This window comes from Streptomyces sp. TG1A-8 (assembly GCF_030499535.1).
GTDB lineage: Bacteria > Actinomycetota > Actinomycetes > Streptomycetales > Streptomycetaceae > Streptomyces.
The window spans coordinates 2,879,151-2,897,695 of the sequence record NZ_JASTLB010000001.1; the positions used below are offsets into that span (position 1 = coordinate 2,879,151).

The window sequence follows — 18,545 nt, forward strand, 5'->3', positions numbered from 1 at the left end:
AGGGTCGTTCCGACTGCCGCCGCGGTGGCCGGGCCGCCACCATGGACACATGACGGATCACGAGCACGCCGCGACGGGTCCGGGACCCGGCTCCGGCCCGAGCCCGGCCCCGGGCACCGGACCGACGGATGCCGCGTCCGCCGCGGCGGGGGGAACGGGAGCGGCGGGAACGGCGGGGGCAGCCGGCCCCGGCACGAAGGAGCGGTGGGCGGGGCGCGCGGAAGGGGAGCAGGACCCCGCCCCGCGGCGGTCCGCCGAGGGCCCCGGCCGGTTCCGGCGCGACCGCCGGTACAAGACGATCGCGGGGGTGTGCGCGGGACTGGGGCGGCTGACCGGGGCGGATCCGGTCATCTTCCGGATCACCTTGGCCGTGCTGTCCGCGACCGGCGGCATCGGCCTCCTCTTCTACGGCTTCGCCTGGCTCTTCGTGCCGTACGAGGACGAGGACGAGCAGGAGAACGAGGTCCGCAAGCTGCTGACCGGACGGGTCGACGGCCAGGCGCTGGCCGCCGTGCTGTTCGCGCTGGTCGGTTGCGGGATCCTTCTGACCATGGTGCGGAACGGCGGGGTGCTCACCTTCGCCGTGGTGCTCTCCCTGCTGCTGGCCGGCGCCGGGTACTGGTCGCGGCACCGCGGTGCCCCGGACTCCGATCCGCTCGCCGCGCAGGCCGCCGCCGACGCCCCGCCGGAGGCCCAGGCACCGCCGGTCGCCACGGCCTATCCCTCCTGGTGGCGGGACCCGATCGTCAAGGACGGCACCCATGCCGGCGGCACCGGTTACCTGTGGGGCCCCGGCGAGGGCCGCGACTTCCTGTCAGCCGTCGACGTCGGCATGCCCACCCCCTGGACGCACTCCGGTGCCCCTGACGCGGGTGCCGCCGCCTCCCCGAGGCCGCGCGACCCTCGCTGGATCGGCGGTTGGGTGTTCCTGACAGCCCTGGTGGCGGGCTGCCTCGGCACCCGGATGAGCTGGGACACGCGCCCGCTGGGCACCAGTGTGCAGACGGGCCTGGCCTGTGCCCTCGCCGTCTTCGGCCTGGGTATCGCGCTCAGCGCCTTCCTGGGGCGCACCGGGGCGGGGTCGGTGTTCCTGGCGATCGTCACGGCGGCGCTGCTCGCCGGGTCCGCGGCCCTGCCCGGCGACATCACCACCCACTGGAGGCACACGTCCTGGAGACCGGCGACGACGGCGGAGGTGCGGCCCGCGTACGACTTCGGCACCGGTGTGGCCACCCTGGACCTGACCGGGATACGCCCCGCCGAGGGACAGACGGTGACCACGGACGCCAGTGTGGACGCGGGACAGCTGAAGGTGATCGTGCCGGCGGGCGTGCGGGTGCGGTTGAGCATCGACGTGGGGGTCGGAGACATCCGGTTGCCCGGGGACGACCGAAAGGACGTGGACGTGAAACCGGGCAGGCACCAGGAGGTGACGCTGTCCCCGGCCGGCGGCGAGAAGGCGGGCGTGCTGACGATGGGTCTTCAGGTGGGAGTCGGACAGGTGGAGGTCGGCCGTGCTGCGTCATGAGTTCCAGCCCGGGAAGCTGGTCGCCGGTCTCTTCCTCACCGTCACCGGTGCCGTCTACGCCGGGGACGCGGGCGGCCTGTGGGAGACCCCGTGGTTCGTGGCCGTCCCGTTGGTGGTGGGCGGCCTCTGCCTGGCCGGTGCCGCGGCGGTGGTGACGCGGGACGTGCGCAGACGGCGCGGCGGCGGGAGCCGCGGAGCCGGGAGCCGGCACGAAGCCGGGAGCTGTTCGGGAGCGGGGAGCCGCTAGCGGTAGCCGCCCGTCCGCCGGCGCCGCCGGTCCCGCAGGACCGCGTCGAGGGAGAGGCGGGGGGCTCCGGCGAGCACGAGGGGCAGCCAGGCCATCAGGTAGACGAGGTCGTTGCCGTAGTAGTAGGGCGTGGTGGCCCAGCTGACGGTGAGCCACAGGCTGAGCGAGATCAGCGCGCCGCCGAGGGCGGCGAGCCGGGTGAACAGGCCGAGCAGGACGCCGATGCCGACGGCCAGCTCGCCGAGGGCGATGGCGCAGCCGAAGCCGACCGGATTCTTCAGGGCCAGGTCGATCAGGGCCGGGAGGGCGGCGGAGTCGCGGGCGGCACGCATCGTCTCGCCGATGGAGCCGGCGCCGCCGGACCGCAGGAAGGAGCTGTCGGTGAGTTTGTCCAGACCGGCGTAGACGAAGGTGACGCCGAGGAAGAGGCGCAGCGGAAGGAGGGCGTGGTGCGAGGCCGTGTCCCGCCAGTCGCGGCGGCCACCCGGTGGGGAGAGGCGCGTGTCCGCCCGCATACCCTGAGTCATCGATCCCAGCCGCCTCTCACCTGCCGTGCCCGGACTCCTCACCCGACGATACGTGCGGCGGGCGGGGCTCGTTCAATCAACCCCGTGCACCGCTGCCGGATGGCCCTGCCCGCCGGCGGTCCGCCGGGGTCAGTCCGTCACCTCCACCACGCACCGGTTGCTCGCCGTCCCCGCCGCGGTGATCACCTGGATCTCCACCGTACCGGGTTCCACCTCGGCCGGCACCGGGACGGTCAGGGTGGTGTCCGTGGGGTTGCGGAAACCCCCGGTGACGGGGACCAGGGGGACGTGGACGTGGACCGCGCCGATGCGCACGACCATGCGGGAGAGGAGGTCGGCGGACTGTGCCCCCGGGGGCACGAAGCCGGTGCCGCGGACCTCGACGTCGTCGCCGGTCCGGATCGGTCCGTCCAGGTCGCCGGGCTCGCGGGCGCGGACCACGGACAGGATCAGCGGCCGGCCGCCCTCTGCGTACTTGCCGGCCAGGTAGGTCGCCGCGGAGATCAGCACCAGGGCCGCCAGGCCCCAGGGCAGGTCGGGCAGCCCGTCCGGGCGGCGGGCCAGCCGTACGGCGGCGAACAGCAGGGCGACGGCGCTGACGACGACGTACTGGAGATCGGCGAAGGCGCCCCGGCCGGCGTCGTCGGTGAGCAGGTCGGCGGCGCGCGGCCGGTGGGCCGGCAGCTTCTGCAGCCGCTGGGCGAGGATGCGCAGTCCGACCACCCGGCGCACCAGCACGGCGATCCCGCACACGACGGCGATGACGGTCACCAGACCGGCCCCGCGCGCGAGGCCGAGCCCGGAGAGCAGCGCGTCGCGTTCGGCGGGGTCGGAGGCGACGGCCAGGCGGCCGGCCGGCAGCAGGACCGCGTAGGCGGCGAACAGCACCCAGCAGGCGGCCACGGTCCGGGAGGTGGACATCCGGTTGTCCTCCCCGATCACCGGGGCCAGCGCCCCGCCGTGCGCCCGGTGGAACCAGGAAGCGGCGGTCAGCGCGGCGGCGACGACGAGCGCGGCGAGCAGTGCGGCGGTGCGCGCGCTGTTCCAGCCCGCGCCGACGGCGGTGAGCGACTCGGTAAGCAGCAGGACGACGACGGCGCCCCACACCACCGCCGCCGTGCGCACCCACAGCCGGGCGAGCCGCATCCGTCCCTCCGCCCGGCCGCGTTCGGCGACGGTCTCCGCCCACTGGGTCAGCTCCTCGGAGACCCATTGGCGGGACGCGGGCGCGGAGTGCGCCACGCCCGCCGGCAGGCCCGCGCCGGCCGCGTACGCGTCGCGGGCGCGCAGGAACGCGGCGACGGCCCGCCGGTGCCCCTCGCGCGCCCCGTGCGGACAGTTCCCGCAGTCGCAGCCGCCCCCGTGGACCGGGCCGACCGGGTCGGCACCCGTGCCCCGTCCCGCCCCCTGTACCGCCACGCCCGACCCCCGCCTTCCGCACGACCCGCGGCGCGGCCGGCGATGCTCCCGTCCGGGGCGCGCCGGCCACCCAACTCCCTTGTGATGAAAGCGCATTGTGCCCTACGCGGGGGCGGCCCGGAGCGGCCTGGCCGGATCGGGACGGGTGACGTCCCGGCCCCTGCGTTGACCGGCCGTGCCGGGCTCCGCACGGCCGGGGACGTCCAGCGGGCGGGGCCCGGCCTGCGGAGCCCGGAAGGACGGCGGGACGGAAGGACGGCGGGACGGCGGGGCCCGGCCGGGTCCCAGCTGAGCAGGTCGGGCCCGCTGCGGCGGACGTCCTGCCACAGGGGCTGGCGGTTGATCCAGACCACCAGGTCACCGCCGAGCTGTTCGCGGGTGGCGACGGGCCGGCTTGTGGTCGATCCGGGAAGAGGACGCGCCGCCGGAAAATCCGACAGGAGGTGTCGGGTATCACGGCCAGACTGACGCACATGAGCCCTGTCACCTGGGCGGCCTTCGCGGCCGCCGCACCCGAGTTCGCCCGCACCGTCGAGGAACGCTTCGGCGCCTTCCGCCACCACGTCCTCGCCACCCTCCGCGCGGACGGTTCCCCGCGCACCAGCGGCCTGGAGGCCGCCTTCACCGGCGGTGAGCTGTGGCTCGGCATGATGCCGGACTCCCTCAAGGCGCTCGACCTGCGCCGCGACCCGCGCTTCGCCCTGCAGGCGAACCCGGGCGAGGGCACGGGGATGGCCGGCGGGGACGTGCGGATCGCCGGGCGGGCGTACGAGGTGACGGACGGCGAGGCCCGGGCCGCGTACGTGGAAGAGGTGGAACCGCCGCAGCCGTTCCACCTCTTCCGCACCGAACTGACGGAGGTCGTGCGGACCTGCGTCGAGGACGACACCCTCCTCGTCGTCCGGGTCTGGCGGCCCGGAGAGCCGGTGCGCACGCTCAGGCGGACGTGACCTGCGGGACTACTCCCACTCGATGGTGCCCGGGGGCTTCGAGGTGACGTCGAGCACGACCCGGTTGACGTCCCGGACCTCGTTGGTGATCCGGGTGGAGATGCGGGCGAGGACGTCGTACGGCAGCCGCGACCAGTCGGCGGTCATGGCGTCCTCGGAAGAGACCGGGCGCAGGACGATCGGGTGGCCGTAGGTGCGGCCGTCGCCCTGGACGCCGACGGATCGGACGTCCGCGAGCAGGACGACCGGGCACTGCCAGATGTCCCGGTCCAGGCCGGCCTCGCTCAGCTCCTCGCGGGCGATGGCGTCGGCGTCGCGGAGCAGGTCCAGACGCTCCTTCGTCACCTCGCCGACGATCCGGATGCCGAGGCCCGGGCCCGGGAAGGGCTGGCGCTGGACGATCTCCTCGGGCAGGCCCAGTTCCTGGCCGACCATCCGGACCTCGTCCTTGAACAGCTTGCGCAGCGGCTCGATCAGCTGGAACTCGAGGTCCTCGGGCAGGCCGCCGACGTTGTGGTGGGACTTGATGTTGGCGGTACCGGTGCCGCCGCCGGATTCGACGACGTCCGGGTACAGGGTGCCCTGGACGAGGAACTCCACGGCCGGGCCCTCGTCGGCGATGATCTCGGCCTGGGCCTGCTCGAAGACGCGGATGAACTCGCGGCCGATGATCTTCCGCTTCTCCTCGGGGTCGGTGACCCCCTTCAGGGCGGTGAGGAAGCGCTCCTCGGCGTCGACGACCTTCAGCTGGACGCCGGTGGCCGCGACGAAGTCCTTCTCGACCTGCTCGGTCTCGCCCTTGCGCATCAGGCCGTGGTCGACGTAGACGCAGGTCAGCTGCGAGCCGATGGCCTTCTGTACCAGGGCGGCGGCGACGGCGGAGTCCACGCCGCCGGACAGGCCGCAGATGGCGCGCCTGTCGCCGACCTGCTCGCGGATCGCGGCGACCTGCTCCTCGATCACGCTGCCCGTGGTCCAGGACGGGGTCAGGCCCGCGCCGCGGTACAGGAAGTGCTCCAGCACCTGCTGGCCGTGCGTGGAGTGCATGACCTCGGGGTGGTACTGGACGCCGTAGAGCTTCTTCTCGTCGTTCTCGAAGGCGGCGACCGGGACGACGTCCGTGGACGCGGTCACGGAGAAGCCCTCGGGGGCGGCGGAGCAGGCGTCGCCGTGGGACATCCAGACCGCCTGCTCGGCGGGGGTGCCCTCGAAGAGGGTCGAGGAGGCCTTCGACACGTGCAGGTCGGTGCGGCCGTACTCGCGGGCGCCGGTGTTGTCGACGGTGCCGCCGAGGACCTGGGCCATCAACTGGAAGCCGTAGCACATGCCGAAGACAGGGACGCCGGACTCGAAGAGCCGGCGGTCGAGGCGGGGCGCGCCCTCCTCGTACACCGAGGAGGGGCCTCCGGACAGGATGATCGCCGCGGGTTCCTTGGCGAGCATCTCGTCGACCGGCATGGTGCTCGGCACGATCTCGCTGTAGACCCGCGCCTCGCGGACGCGACGGGCGATGAGCTGGGCGTACTGCGCGCCGAAGTCGACGACCAGGACGGTGTCGGGGGTGGCGGCAGCGGGAGTCGCTGATGACACGGGGTGCCTTCCGGCGGTCGGGCGGGGGTCTTGTGCCATCGAGTCTACCGGGGCGTCCGCGGGTGGCCTCGCCGTCCGCCGGGCTCCGCCCCGGCCCCGGGACCCGCTCCGCCCGCCCGCCCGGCCCGGCGGAGCGGGAGCGTGCCGTGGCATACTGGGCGCATGCTCGCGCACTCGACCTTCCTCTTTACCTATGGCACCCGGCCCGCCGGCTGCCATGGTCGTGCTGCTTGAGCGCAACGCCAAGCGACTTCCCAGGCGCCCCGGGCCGACAAGGCCCGGGGCGCCTGTCGTTCTCCGGGTCCTGTCGTTCCGGGCACCGCGCCGGCCACTTCGTCAGGAGCCCCGACATGATGACCCCCGCCACCACGACCGGTCCGGAACAGACCATCGCGGACGCCCGGACGCGCATCGACGCGCTGGACGACCGGATCATCGGCCTGATCCAGGAGCGGATGGCCGTCTCCACCGTCGTCCAGCAGACCCGCATCGCCTCCGGCGGCCGCCGGGTGAACCTCTCCCGCGAGATGGAGATCCTCGGCCGGTACCGGGAGGCCCTCGGCAAGCCGGGCACCCCGCTGGCGATGACCCTGCTGGAGCTGTGCCGGGGCCGCATCTGAGTCCGGCCCCGCCCCACCCGTACGGGGCGTGAACGGCCCGCGCGCCGCTTCGTCGGGTCCGGCGTCGTGCCGGACCCGGCGGCCGCGGCCCTCGGGTCCCCGGGCACCGCGCCGGCCCGCGGACGCTCGCTCCCGGGCGCCCGCACGGACGACGGCGCCGCTCCGGCCGACGAGGGCCCCCGCGGCCCGGAACCCGCGAAGCCCTCCGCCGTGCCGCGTGATCCACGTCACAGGACAATTCCGGGACGGCGGCACAACCGTCCAGGAGCTTCGCCGATCAAACCTGCTACCGGATCGAGAAGACGGTGGACACGAGGGACCTGCGTTCGGAGGGGGACGCAGGTCCCTCGGTGCTCGGCTCACCTGGGTTCGACCCGGCCGAGCGGGCCGGGACCGGCCGCCCGGCGCCCCGCACCCCGCCCGCCGGGCGGGGTCCCCGGGGCACGGCTCGCCGTGGAGGCGGGCCCAGGTGAGCCGCTGGGCCGCGGACACCCGCCCGGGGTCCTCGCCCCGCGGTCCCGGCGACGTCGTGGCCGGAGGCCCCGCAGAGCCCGTGCTCCGCGCCGGACGGGGTGAGCAGGGACTCGCGGCCCGGGGAGGGGCGGTACGGACCGGTGTGTCCCTCCGGGCCGTCGACCGTCGGGCGGGCCGATTCGTCAACGGCCGTCGGCCCCTCCTCCTCTCCCCCTCGGGGGCCGGCGGTGCGCGGGCGGCGCGGCCGGCACCGCGGTCACGGGGTCTTCGCGGTCACGGGGTCTTCGGCGGTACGACCGGGATTCCCAGGAAGGGCAGTCTCAGGGCGCCGAACGCGTCCGCGGGGACCGCCGGGTTGCGCGGCTCCACCGGCTGCAGCCGCTCGTACGCCGCCCCCTGCGCCGGCCGCGGATCCTCCTCGCCCTTGTTCGGCCAGTACGACATGGCGCGTTCGGCCTGCGCGGTGATCGTCAGCGACGGGTTGACGCCCAGGTTCGCCGACACCGCGGCGCCGTCGACCACCGAGATGCCGGGGTGACCGTACAGCCGGTGGTAGGGGTCGATCACGCCGGTCTGCGGGGAGTCCCCGATGGGGCAGCCGCCGAGGAAGTGCGCGGTCAGCGGGGTGCCCATCAGTTCCCCGACGTTGCTGCCGGCGAAGCCGTTGATCTCCTCGGCGAGGGCCGAGGCGGCCTCGGACGCGGCCCTGATCTGCTTGGGGTTCGGCGCGCCGTGGCCCTGCCGGGCGGTGAGCAGGCCCTTGCCCACGCCGCCGGGCTTCAGGTACGTCGTCAGCGAGTTGTCCAGCGACTGCATCACCAGGCCGATGATGGTCCGCTCCGACCAGCGCCGGTTGGACAGGGAGCGGGCGACCAGCAGGGGGTGGCGGGCCGCGTTCGCCAGCCAGGCGAGGACGCGCGAGGAGCCCTCGGCGTAGGGGACCTGAAGGATGGACAGGCTGCCCATCGCGTTGGAACCCCTGCCGTAGCGGACCGGCTCGATGTGGGTGCTGTCGTCCGGGTGGACGGACGAGGTGATGGCGACGCCCCGCGTGAAGTCGGCCGCCGTTCCGTGCACCTTGCGGTAGCGGCGGTTGTCGGTCTGCGCGCCGACCAGCGCCTCGGAGTTGGTCCGGGTCAGGTCGCCCAGCCGGGCGGAGAGGTGCGGCAGTTGCCCGCCCGCCTTCATGCGGTGCAGCAGGGTCTGCGTGCCGTAGGTGCCCGCCGCCACGACGACCTTCCGGGCGGTGAGGATCCGCCCCCCGCCCTTCCTCTTCCGGTCCGTGGGCAGCGTGGCCACCGCGTAGCCGCCCCGCGAGTCGTCCGTGACGGACACGGCCGTCGTCATGGGGTGGACGACCGCGCCGGCCTTCTCGGCCAGGTACAGGTAGTTCTCGTTGAGGGTGTTCTTCGCGCCGTGCCGGCAGCCGGTCATGCACTCGCCGCACTCGGCGCAGGCGGTGCGGGCCGGGCCGGCCCCGCCGAAGTACGGGTCCGCCACCTGCTGGCCCGGCTTCGCCGTGACCGTCCCGTCGGCGTCCTCGCCGTCGCCGAAGAACACGCCGACCGGCGCCAGGTGGAAGGTGTCGCCGACGCCCATCCGCTGCGCCGCCGCCTTCAGGTGCACGTCGGAGGGGGTCATGGTCGGGTTGAGCCGGACCCCGAGCATCCGCCGGGCCTGGTCGTAGTACGGCGCCAGCTCCTCCTGCCAGTCGGTGATGCCGCGCCACTGGGGATCGTCGAAGAACGCCTTCGGCGGGACGTAGAGGGTGTTGGCGTAGTTGAGCGATCCGCCGCCGACGCCCGCGCCCGCCAGCACCATCACGTTGCCGAGCAGGTGGATGCGCTGGATGCCGTACATGCCGAGCCTGGGCGCCCACAGGTAGTTCTTCAGGTCCCAGGAGTTCTTGGGGAGGCCGGCGCGGGTGAAGCGGCGGCCGGCCTCCAGGACGCCGACCCGGTAGCCCTTCTCGCTCAGGCGCAGGGCGGAGACGGAGCCTCCGAACCCCGAGCCGATCACGATGACGTCGTAGTCGTACCCGTCCTCGTCCCTGGTCCGGACGGACTTCTCCTGCGACACGTGCTCTCCTCGTCGAGAAGGGGCTGACTGGCTGGTGACTGGTGGCCGGTGACGCGGACCGCTAGCGGAAACGGAACGCCTTCATCAGGCGCAGGCTGCGGCTCATGAACCGGGCGTAGTGCTCGTCGTCCATGCCCAGCGACGGCGCCATCGGCAGCAGCCGCTGCTGGGCGACCGTCTGGGCCTCCGTGTACTTGAGGATGCCCTCGGAGCCGTGGCGGCGGCCGAGGCCGGAGTCCTTCATGCCGCCCATCGGGGACTGGACGCTGCCGTAGGCGGACGCGTAGCCCTCGTTGACGTTGACGGTGCCGGTGCGCAGACGGGCGGCCACGTCACGGCCGCGCCGGGCGTCCTTCGTCCAGACGGAGGCGTTCAGGCCGTACGGCGTGGCGTTGGCACGCCGGATCGCCTCGTCGTCGCTGCCGAAGCGGTAGACGGAGACGACCGGGCCGAAGGTCTCCTCCTCGCACACGGCCATGGAGTCCTCGACCCCGTCGAGGATGGTGGGCTCGAAGAAGTACGGGCCGATGTCCGGGCGGGCCACACCGCCGGCGATCACCTTCGCGCCCTTGGCGACGGCCTCCTCCACGTGCCGTTCGACGGTCTTCAGCTGCCGCTCCCCGACCAGCGAGCCCATGTCGGCGCCGTAGGCGAGGGAGCTGCCGAGCCGCATGGCCCGGGTGCGGGCGGCGAAGCGGTCCAGGAAGGCGTCGGCCACGGACTCGTGGACGTACAGCCGCTCGATGGAGATGCAGAGCTGGCCGGCGGAGGAGAAGCAGGCGCGGACGGCGCCGGCCGCCGCCTTCTCGACGTCGGCGTCGTCCAGCACCAGCATGGCGTTCTTGCCGCCGAGTTCGAGGGAGACGCCGACCAGGCGGGCGGCGGCGCCCCGGGCGACCTCGCGGCCGGTGCGGGTGGAGCCGGTGAAGGAGACGTAGTCGGCGTGCCGGACGATCTCGGGTCCGACGACCGGGCCCTCGCCGAGCACGACCTGGAAGACGCCGGCGGGCAGTCCCGCCTCGATGAGCAGGTCGCGGGCCCACAGGGCGGTGAGACAGGTCTCGGTGTCCGGCTTCATCACGACCGCGTTGCCGGCGGCGAAGGCGGGCAGCGCGTCGCCGACGGACAGTTCCAGCGGGTAGTTCCAGGGGGCGATCTGGCCCACCACACCGCGCGGGTGCCGCAGTTCGGTCACCTTCGTCAGGGCCGGCACGGCGCCCGTGTGCCGCTTGGGCCGCAGATGGGCGGGGGCCTTCCTGCCGTAGTGCCGGGCGGCGACGGCGACGGCCTGCACCTCCTCGTGCGCGTGCAGGCGGGCCTTGCCGGTCTCCAGCTGGACCAGGTCGAGGACCTCGGCCTGGCGTTCCAGCAGCAGGTTGTGGAAGCGGAGCAGCACGGCGGCGCGCTGCCGCACCGGCGTCCTCTCCCACGCGGGCTGCGCGGCACGGGCCGCCCGGAAGGCCCCGAGGACGTCCTCGGGGGTGGACTCGGGCAGGTCGGCCAGCTTCTCCCCGGTGAAGGGGGTGTGGTTGGCGGTCCGGCCGGAGCCGACGACGTCCTTGGTCAGCCGGGCCACCAGCTCGGGTGTGACCACGTCGGCGGCGGTGCGGGCGCCTTCGGGGGCGGGCGCGAGCGGGTTGGTGCCGGTGCGGCGCAGGGCCTGCGAGTCCGTCATGACGCGCAGGGTATGCCGCGGCGGGGTGTTTGTGTACCCGTCGGTAATCGGGATTCACCGACTGCTCACATCCCGCCAGTGATCACTGGCAGCGAATGTGCTGATCAGGGGCGTTGTCCGGCACCGATCACTCGGTGCCGGGTTTTCTCGCGAGCAGGAGACCGAGCGCGGCGAAGGGGGTGCGGCGGCGGGGCCCGGGCGGGTCCGGCGGGGGCCCGGAGTCCGAGGGGCGCGCGGGGCGCGCGGGGGCGGAGTCTGGGGCGGGCATGGGGACGGGCACGGGTGCCGGCACGGGCCCGGCCGCCGTCCCGGGCGCGAGCGGTTCCGGCCGTGCCGATGACACCTCCGGCTCCGGCTCCGGCTCCGGCTCCGGCTCCGGCGATACGGAGCCGGTCCCGAGGTACGCCTCCAGGACGGCCGTGACCTCCTCCGCGTCCGGCCGGGCCCCGGGGTCCGGTGCGTGGAGCCGGGCCACGAGCGGGCCGAGCGGGCCGGGGTCTCCCCCCTCGACGGCGGTGGCGAGCAGCGTGCCGAGGGACCACAGGTCGGCGGCGGGTCCGGCGACGGACCCGGCCGCCCGCCCGGGCGCCCGCTCCGGGGCGACGAACCCGGCGGGAGCCTCCTCGGCGTGCCCGTCCCCGGTCCCGAAGTCGGTGACGACGACCCGGCCGGTGCCGGACTCGACCAGGACGTTGGCGGGCTTGATGTCCCGGTGCACGATCCCCACCGCGTGCGCCGCGCGGAGCGCCCCGAGGACGGCGAGTCCGACGCGGGCGGCCTCGGCGGGCGGCAGGGGGCCGCGCCGCAGGACCTCGTCCAGCGGTTCGCCCTCGACCAACTCCATGACGATCCAGGGCAGTCCGTCGTCCGTGACCACGTCGTGCAGCGTGACGGCGGAGGGGTGCCGGACCCGGGCGGCGGCCCGCGCCTCCCGGTAGAGCCGGTGCGCGGTCCGCCGGCTGTCCTCGTCGTCGGCCGGGTCCCCGGGCAGTGCGGGCTCCTTGACGGCGACGTCCCGCCGCTCCCGCTCGTCCCGCGCCCGCCAGACGGTCCCGGACGGCCCGGACCCGATGCGCCCGCGGAGGCGGTAGCGTCCGCCGATCAACCGTTCCCCGGGCGGGTGTTCGCCGTCTCGCGTCATGCCCCATGAGTACCGTGCGCGCCGGCCCGTTGTCGAAGCGACACGGTCACCGGGCCCACCGGTGCGGGCCGGTCCGGAGGGTGCCGGGGGCCGGGGTTCGCGATCGGCGGCTGCGCCGCCCCGCGGCCCCGGGCGGGGGCGGCCGCCCTCACGGGGTGCCGGTAAGAATGCTGTCACCAGCCGCAAACGGCGGTGATCAGCCCTCGGACCTGGTGGGTTGGGGCAGTTCCGGCGTGCTCGGCGCCTCAGCGAGTGCGAGGCGACCGCCCTTCAACTCGGGCACGTAGTTATAGATCGTGTTCCTGGAGACGCCGAGGAGCTTCGCGATCGAGGTGACGGTGTTCTCCGGGCGGGCGAGCAGGTCGCGGGCGTGACGTACCTGCTCCTCTGTCATCGCCGGCGGGCGGCCGAGTCGGGCGCCGCGGGCGCGGGCGGCGTCCAGACCCTCGTTGGTGCCCTGCACGATGAGTTCGCGGATGAACTCCGCCAGGGCCGCGAACACGTGGAAGACCAGGCGCCCGCCGGGTGTGATCGTGTCGAGCGCCTCGTGCAGCGAGGTGAAGCCGACGCCGCGCTTGCGCAGGCCGGACACGATTGCGATGAGGTCCTGGATGGAGCGGCCGAGCCGGTCCAGCGACGGGACGATGAGGGTGTCGCCCTCGCGCAGGTAGTCGAGGGCCTTCCACAGTTCCTCGCGTTCGGCGTTCTTGCCGGACTTCTTGTCGGAGAAGATCCGGATGCACCCTGCTGCGGCGAGTGCGTGGATCTGCCGGTCGAGCAACTGCCCCTTCGTGGACACGCGTGCGTATCCCACGAAGCTGCCGGTCCGTACGGCCGGAACGGGGCGAGGAGGTCGGTGGCGTCGTCGTCCTGGGCTGGCCGCACCCGCCAGATCGTACAGAAAAGGGTGCTCCTCAAGTTCTTGGGTACATCGACTTTCTGACACCGTTTCATGGGCATGATCCGACGCCGATCCGGCAGCCGCCGCCGCTTATCGATCTTGCTCATCAATCGGTCGATAGATGAGCGCCGTGCGAACGAGCCGTGTGTTCGCGAACATGCGCGACTCCTTTTGGTCACCCGTTCGCTTGTGCGACCTTCGGGTTGTCGATCCCAGCGCTACTGATCGGCATGCCGCTGATGGTGGTCGGAGCCGGCGGTGCTCGGGGAGGACGACACCGTGTGTGGCTAAGGCGTTGCCGCCGGAGTCCGGTTCGTGGTCCCGCTGCGCTGAATCCGCGGGAGAGCTCCTGCCGGCAGCACGGCGCCTCCCAACAGCCAGGGCAGCGGGCCCGGGAACCTGATTTCGATCCCTGACTATGGGCTTCGAGAACGGGTACTTGTCGCGGTACGGGGTCAGTGGCCCTGATCCGGACGACCGTTGACCGCGCAGGTTGATGTTTCGCGGAATTGTTTGGGTGAGGAACCGACCACGCGGCGGAATGCGGTGCTGAACGCGCTTTCGGATTTGTAGCCGATCATGAACGCGAGTTCGGAGATCGTTCGTGTGCCGCGGCTCAGGGCGTCGCGGGCGAGGCTCATTCTCCACTGGATCAGATAGTCCAGCGGGGTGGTTCCAACCCGGCTCTTGAAGGATGAGGCGAACGCGGAACGTGACATGTGGCTGATATCGGCAAGCTCTTTGAGTGTCCAGGGGTGTGCCGCGTCGGTGTGCATGGCGCGAAGTGCGGCACCGATGCCGTCGTCGTTGAGCGCTCCCAGCCAGCCGGTGGGCTGATCGGCCTGTTCGGCGTGGGCGCGCAGCATGTGGACGAATAGGACCTGGGCGAGGTGGTTCAGGACGAGAGAGCTGCCGGCGGCGGCGGTCCTGGTCTCGGAGACCAGGAGCTCGCTGAGGTGTGCCAGGAGCTTGCCGCGGGGATCTGCGGCACGGACAAGCACGAGCAGCGGTAGGACTTGGGTCAGGGCTGGGGTGTTCGTGCCCTCGAACGAGAAGTGCCCGCCGCAGAGGTATGTGTCTTCCTCGGCCTCCGGGCCGATGCGTACGACACCGTCCCTGGCGCTCCCCCACACCGACTTCGCGGGGCGCGATGGTGCGGTGAGCGTGCTGGCCAGGACGTAGGGCGGGGGGTTGCCCAATAGGTAGAAGTCGCCCTCTTCCAGTAGTACGGGCTTGCGCCCGTCAAGGGTCAGCCAGCACGTGCCGCGCGCGACGACGCCAAGCTTGACATCCGAGGGCTGGTCGAAGCGCAGCGCCCAGGGGCCCGCCGCATGGAGACCGGGGTCGATCACGGTGCGAGGGCGCAGAAGACCGATGGCGTCGGTGATCGGATCGCCGGAGCCGAGCATGCGCTCCTCCCTTCTGGACGATACGTAAAGAAATGAGGACTATACGTGATGCACTGTACCGGGGTGTTCCTGGAGTATGGCTATCGAAGCAGGTCAACACAGAGGGCTATGGAGGCACTCGCATGGGACAGCTTGAGGGCAGGACGGCTGTGGTCACCGGCGGCAGCACCGGAATCGGTCTGGCCACCGCCGCACGTCTGGCAGACGAGGGCGCGCACGTGTTCATCACAGGCCGGCGCAAGACCGAGTTGGATGCCGCCGTCGAGACCATCGGAACATCCAGGGCCACCGCGGTGGTCGGCGACATCTCCGAGGCAGCCGACCTGGACCGGCTCTACGACGCGGTCCGCGCCCGGGGACAGGGACTGGACGTGCTCGTCGCGAACGCGGCGGTCGGTGCGTTCGGCACGCTGGAGCAGACCACCGAAGACCACTTCGACCAGACCTTCGGAGTCAACGTCCGGGGCACTCTGTTCACCGTGCAGAAGGCGCTCCCGCTGCTCAATGACGGCGCCTCGGTCATCCTGATCTCCTCCACAGCCGCCGACAACGGCATGGAGGCGTTCGGTGCATACGCGGCGTCCAAGGCCGCCGTTCGGTCGTTCGCGCGGACATGGTCCAACGAACTCAAGGGTCGGGGCATCAGGGTCAACGCGGTGTCGCCGGGCGGGGTCGAAACTCCCGGACTCGCCAATATTCTCGGTGGCGAGGAGACACTGTCCGCCGTCAAGGAGAATGTCGCCGCGACCGTGGCCAAGGGCCGCATAGGGCGTCCTGAGGAGGTCGCCGCCGCCGTGGCGTTCCTGGCTTCCGGACAGAGCAGCTACATCGTCGGCGCGAACATCTACGTCGACGGCGGGCAGAACCAGATCTGAGAACTTGATTTCGATCCTGAGTCGTTGACCACCCCGGCATTCCTTGCTGATCGGCGAGAAACACCAAGCCTCTGAGCTGCTGCTTCTTCGTTCTTCACGCTCTTGACGCGCGGTGGCGGGGCTGGGAGGCAGGAAGAGGGGCGGGCGGGGCGGTGCCAGGGGTCTGCCCGAGCTGGGTGAGCCGTGAGGAACGGTGGTCGCCGATGGCTCCGAGATGATGCGCTGGTGCCGGATTGGTCGGTCGTCCACGCGTCTGATCCGCAGTTCGACGGGAAGCGGTGGCTGACCGCATGTTCGCGCGAGCACCTGGCTGACCTGGTCGAACAGTGCAAACGGCGCCCGTTCGTGGACGCCGAGCTGGTGGCCTGGGTCACCGCCACCGCGTCGTCGGCGGGACTGGACAGCCTTATGCGTCCGCACCTTCCTCAGCCGGCTCCTCATCGCCCGCTGTACGAGGGCTGGACACCGTGACCGCGGTGAGGTTGAGGCGGGCGGCCATGTCGAGGGTGACCTCGCCGTATGGCCGGACGTGGGACCAAAAGAGCGGGGTCAGGCCGCGCCGGTCGGCCGGGGTGAGCAGGGTGGCCCACTCCGTTTCGCCGAGGATGTCTTGGAGCATCAGGGTGTTCACGTAGACCAGGGCCGATTGCAGAATCCGCAGGCACAGCACGAACATCTCCTGCTCGTCGCGCCGGTTCGAGGCGATCTCCCCGCCCTTGCCGTACGCGATCACGGAGTTCGCGCCGTTGGAGGGCTCCATCACGTTCAGGCCCTCCTCGACCTCCCGCCGAAGGTCCCGAAGCCGCAGGTAGCGGGCCACGAAGATGGTCTTCTGGGCACGGCCGACCTCCAGCATCGCCGCGTAGGTGGGGTGGGAGGCGTTGCGGGTGAAGCGGCGCAGGATCGCCTCGGTGGACGCGGTACGGGTCCGGATGGCGGTGGCGTACTTGATCATCTGGTCGTACTGCTGGGCGATGAGTTCCCAGCGGATCGGACGGGTGAGCGCCAGGGTCAGCTGCGGGTGGGCATCCGGCTCGCCGGCCACCGGCCGGTACAGCTTCACCTTGTTGATCCGCTTGATACGCGGCAGCAGGTCGAAGTTCAGCAATCGCGTGATGCCAAACCCGATTTCCGACTGGCCGTGCCAGTCCGTGTAGTTGGCCTCCACGTCCATCGTCGTTCCGTGCCGCATCGCGCCCTCGATCATCGCGGCGACCTCGGAGGCGGTGCAGTTGATCAGCTGGGAGTGGATGACCAGCGACTTCTTCTCCACGTGCCAGTAGATGAGCACCCCACGGCCGCCGTAGCGCGAGTGCCACTCCGTGAAGAGGTTCTGGTCGTAGGCGCGCACGTGGGTGGAGTCGGAGGCGACCGCGGTCGAGCCCTGGCCCCACAGCTCGGTGCTGCGGGCGGCGAAGGTGGCGTTCGCGATCTGGATGGCGATGGCGCGAGCGGCCTCCGCCGACAGATACCGGCGCCGTACGTAGCGGAGTTCGTCCTCGGTGTGGCCGTGGCCGCCGGACGCCACGGCCTTGATCCCGGTGTTCGTACCGTACGCGTAGATGACCAGCAGCAGGCGTTCGGCCAGCACCTCCGGCGAAAGGCTGCCGCCGGAGACGGAGGTGACCGCGTCCAGGCATCCGGTCCGCAGCACCGCTTCCTTGAGCATGTCGACGAGCGGCACGACGCCCCAACGCCGCTGTACCTCGGCCTTGATCCTGCGCAGGTTGCGCGGCTCGGGCTGGGCCTCGGCCGCCGTCAGCCGGATCGCCCCGGACTTTCGCTCGGCGATGTCCAGCCGGGACAGCTTCGGCATCCCGTCGTTGAGCAGGGTCAGCTCGGCCGTCATCCGCTCGCGCAACTCGTCGACGAACACCGCGGCGTCCAGCGGCTTGCGCAGCTCCCGGTAGTTCTCCGCCCGCCGGGCCTCGAAGTCCTGCGGCAGGTCCTCGTCCGGGTTGCGCCACTTGTCGGCGCCGACCACCCAGATCTCCTTGCACTTGAGCTGATCGCGCAGTGCCTGGAAGGCGACGACCTCGTAGACCATGCGCACCACCCGGCGTCGGCCCCGCTTGTCGGTGCGGTGCACGACCTCCGCCCAGTCCCCGCCCATCGCCTTGTGGACCGGCACCGTCTCGCCCAGCGGGTAGTACGTCGTGTTCCCCGCGTTCGCGTACCGCGCCACCAGCGCCAGGGCCTCGAGCACCGGCCGGTGGACGTGATTGCCGGAACGGAACTCCAGTACGTCCAGCAGCTTGATCAGCCCGCGCCGGTAGTGGTTGGTGTACGACGCCTTCAACGTGGTCTGCACCGTGCGCCGGTAGACCGGCCCCCGGGTCTTGAACTCGTGCACCAGCTCCCGCAGCGTCGCCTCACCCCCGGACACCGCCGGGAAACGACCTGGCGGACCGACCCCTCCGGGGTGCCGAGCGACGCCTCGGCGAGCTTGAAGAGGATGTTCTCCTTGCCCGACACCTTCTTGAACGCGTTGACGAGCTGCTCGGTGACCTTTTTCTCGGCCCGCGCCCCGATCCGGTGCACCGTGGAGATCAGCAGCTCCACCAGCGTGTCCGTGATCTCCCGCTCCCGCTCGTGCAGCAGCGCGGCCAGCAGCGCCACCCGCAGCGCCACCGGGTGCGTCCGCAGATGGGAAGGCGACTCCACCGCGGCCCGCGCCCGCCAGCTCGCCACGACCTTCGGCGCGACGTCGGCGCACAGATCCCGTGGCAGACCGATCGCCCGCACCGCCAGAAGTTTGTCGATCTCGGTGAGCATCGTCTCCAGGCTCACGTTGCCCGGCGCTTCCTTGACCTTCGCCAGCACCGGCGGCGCGTCCTCGCCCTCCGTACCGCCGTCCGTGGGTCCGGCGTCGTCCTGGTCGGCGCCGACCGCCAGAGCCACGATCCGCTCGATGCTCTCCACGGTCAGCCGCGAGGAGATCAGGGCCGTCAGTGCCTCCTCGGCCGCCCGCAGGGCAGCCCCCACGATCCGGTCGCACCGGCCCGACGTGGGCGGCTCGATACTCTCCGCGCGGCAGCGCACCGGCAGTTCCACCCGCACCTGCTCGGGCCTGCGTTCCTTGTGCGCGACGTTGTCAGTCAGATACACCG

At 72.1% G+C, this 18,545-nt stretch carries 15 protein-coding genes and 1 pseudogene; 5 read left to right on the plus strand and 11 right to left on the minus strand.

Going from position 1 to position 18,545, the window contains the following annotated elements:
• The first annotated feature begins 49 nt into the window (after positions 1 to 49).
• Positions 50 to 1,528: a PspC domain-containing protein gene (locus tag QQY24_RS12205; protein ID WP_301972719.1), complete on the plus strand. Its 1,479-nt coding sequence runs from the start codon at positions 50 to 52 to the stop codon at positions 1,526 to 1,528.
• Positions 1,515 to 1,775 carry a hypothetical protein gene (locus QQY24_RS12210; RefSeq protein ID WP_301972720.1) on the plus strand — a complete coding sequence of 87 codons (261 nt, stop codon included), beginning with the start codon at positions 1,515 to 1,517 and terminating at the stop codon, positions 1,773 to 1,775. The genes QQY24_RS12205 and QQY24_RS12210 overlap by 14 nt, the downstream gene beginning before the upstream one ends.
• Here QQY24_RS12210 and QQY24_RS12215 read toward each other — a convergent pair.
• From QQY24_RS12215 to QQY24_RS12225, 3 genes and pseudogenes are all read right to left on the minus strand, one after another.
• Positions 1,772 to 2,290, minus strand: a complete 519-nt coding sequence (locus QQY24_RS12215; protein WP_301972721.1) for a DoxX family protein — start codon at positions 2,288 to 2,290, stop codon at positions 1,772 to 1,774. The genes QQY24_RS12210 and QQY24_RS12215 overlap by 4 nt on opposite strands.
• A gap of 141 nt (positions 2,291 to 2,431) precedes the next feature.
• Entirely contained in the window at positions 2,432 to 3,721 is a 1,290-nt protein-coding gene (locus QQY24_RS12220; RefSeq protein WP_301972723.1) for a hypothetical protein, read from the minus strand.
• 287 nt (positions 3,722 to 4,008) lie between these two features.
• Positions 4,009 to 4,107 (minus strand): annotated as a pseudogene (locus QQY24_RS12225) (class II aldolase/adducin family protein); the annotation flags it as partial.
• 87 nt (positions 4,108 to 4,194) lie between these two features.
• Between QQY24_RS12225 and QQY24_RS12230 the strand changes: the two are divergent.
• Positions 4,195 to 4,671 (plus strand): pyridoxamine 5'-phosphate oxidase family protein, encoded by a 477-nt coding sequence (locus tag QQY24_RS12230; RefSeq protein WP_301972725.1) that lies wholly within the window; start codon positions 4,195 to 4,197, stop codon positions 4,669 to 4,671.
• A 9-nt stretch (positions 4,672 to 4,680) separates the two neighbouring features.
• Here QQY24_RS12230 and guaA read toward each other — a convergent pair whose 3' ends face one another.
• Positions 4,681 to 6,261, minus strand: coding sequence for a glutamine-hydrolyzing GMP synthase (gene guaA, locus QQY24_RS12235; protein ID WP_301972727.1), 1,581 nt, complete (start codon positions 6,259 to 6,261; stop codon positions 4,681 to 4,683).
• Positions 6,262 to 6,611: 350 nt separating this feature from the next.
• On the opposite strand from guaA, the gene QQY24_RS12240 reads away from it, so the two are divergent.
• Positions 6,612 to 6,881 carry a chorismate mutase gene (locus QQY24_RS12240; protein WP_301972729.1) on the plus strand — a complete coding sequence of 90 codons (270 nt, stop codon included), beginning with the start codon at positions 6,612 to 6,614 and terminating at the stop codon, positions 6,879 to 6,881.
• A gap of 747 nt (positions 6,882 to 7,628) precedes the next feature.
• On the opposite strand, the gene QQY24_RS12245 is transcribed toward QQY24_RS12240, so the two are convergent.
• The 5 genes from QQY24_RS12245 to QQY24_RS12265 all read right to left on the minus strand — a co-directional run bounded on the left by QQY24_RS12245 (position 7,629) and on the right by QQY24_RS12265 (position 14,560).
• Positions 7,629 to 9,434 carry a GMC oxidoreductase gene (locus QQY24_RS12245; RefSeq protein WP_301972731.1) on the minus strand — a complete coding sequence of 602 codons (1,806 nt, stop codon included), beginning with the start codon at positions 9,432 to 9,434 and terminating at the stop codon, positions 7,629 to 7,631.
• A gap of 61 nt (positions 9,435 to 9,495) precedes the next feature.
• The gene (locus QQY24_RS12250; RefSeq protein WP_301972733.1) at positions 9,496 to 11,109 is read right to left on the minus strand and encodes a succinic semialdehyde dehydrogenase; all 1,614 of its coding nucleotides are present in this window, start codon (positions 11,107 to 11,109) and stop codon (positions 9,496 to 9,498) included.
• Between the two features lie 127 nt (positions 11,110 to 11,236).
• Positions 11,237 to 12,250: a serine/threonine-protein kinase gene (locus tag QQY24_RS12255; protein ID WP_301972735.1), complete on the minus strand. Its 1,014-nt coding sequence runs from the start codon at positions 12,248 to 12,250 to the stop codon at positions 11,237 to 11,239.
• 196 nt (positions 12,251 to 12,446) lie between these two features.
• Entirely contained in the window at positions 12,447 to 13,049 is a 603-nt protein-coding gene (locus QQY24_RS12260; protein ID WP_367657992.1) for a recombinase family protein, read from the minus strand.
• Positions 13,050 to 13,606: 557 nt separating this feature from the next.
• Positions 13,607 to 14,560, minus strand: coding sequence for an AraC family transcriptional regulator (locus QQY24_RS12265; protein ID WP_301972740.1), 954 nt, complete (start codon positions 14,558 to 14,560; stop codon positions 13,607 to 13,609).
• A gap of 122 nt (positions 14,561 to 14,682) precedes the next feature.
• Between QQY24_RS12265 and QQY24_RS12270 the strand changes: the two genes are divergently transcribed.
• Positions 14,683 to 15,435, plus strand: coding sequence for an SDR family NAD(P)-dependent oxidoreductase (locus QQY24_RS12270; protein ID WP_301972742.1), 753 nt, complete (start codon positions 14,683 to 14,685; stop codon positions 15,433 to 15,435).
• A gap of 406 nt (positions 15,436 to 15,841) precedes the next feature.
• Here QQY24_RS12270 and QQY24_RS12275 read toward each other — a convergent pair whose 3' ends face one another.
• On the minus strand, positions 15,842 to 17,821 hold the full coding sequence (locus QQY24_RS12275) for a Tn3 family transposase (protein ID WP_301972744.1): 1,980 nt from the start codon (positions 17,819 to 17,821) through the stop codon (positions 15,842 to 15,844).
• Entirely contained in the window at positions 17,731 to 18,543 is an 813-nt protein-coding gene (locus QQY24_RS12280; RefSeq protein ID WP_301972745.1) for a hypothetical protein, read from the minus strand. The genes QQY24_RS12275 and QQY24_RS12280 overlap by 91 nt, the downstream gene beginning before the upstream one ends.
• Between the last annotated feature and the right edge of the window lie 2 nt (positions 18,544 to 18,545).

Coding starts and splice junctions, on each gene's coding strand:
- QQY24_RS12205 (WP_301972719.1), top strand. CDS start 50: ATGACGGATCACGAGCACGCCGCGACGGGTCCGGGACCCGGCTCCGGC.
- QQY24_RS12215 (WP_301972721.1), bottom strand. CDS start 2,290: ATGCGGGCGGACACGCGCCTCTCCCCACCGGGTGGCCGCCGCGACTGG.
- QQY24_RS12230 (WP_301972725.1), top strand. CDS start 4,195: ATGAGCCCTGTCACCTGGGCGGCCTTCGCGGCCGCCGCACCCGAGTTC.
- QQY24_RS12240 (WP_301972729.1), top strand. CDS start 6,612: ATGATGACCCCCGCCACCACGACCGGTCCGGAACAGACCATCGCGGAC.
- QQY24_RS12250 (WP_301972733.1), bottom strand. CDS start 11,109: ATGACGGACTCGCAGGCCCTGCGCCGCACCGGCACCAACCCGCTCGCG.
- QQY24_RS12255 (WP_301972735.1), bottom strand. CDS start 12,250: ATGACGCGAGACGGCGAACACCCGCCCGGGGAACGGTTGATCGGCGGA.
- QQY24_RS12265 (WP_301972740.1), bottom strand. CDS start 14,560: ATGCTCGGCTCCGGCGATCCGATCACCGACGCCATCGGTCTTCTGCGC.
- QQY24_RS12270 (WP_301972742.1), top strand. CDS start 14,683: ATGGGACAGCTTGAGGGCAGGACGGCTGTGGTCACCGGCGGCAGCACC.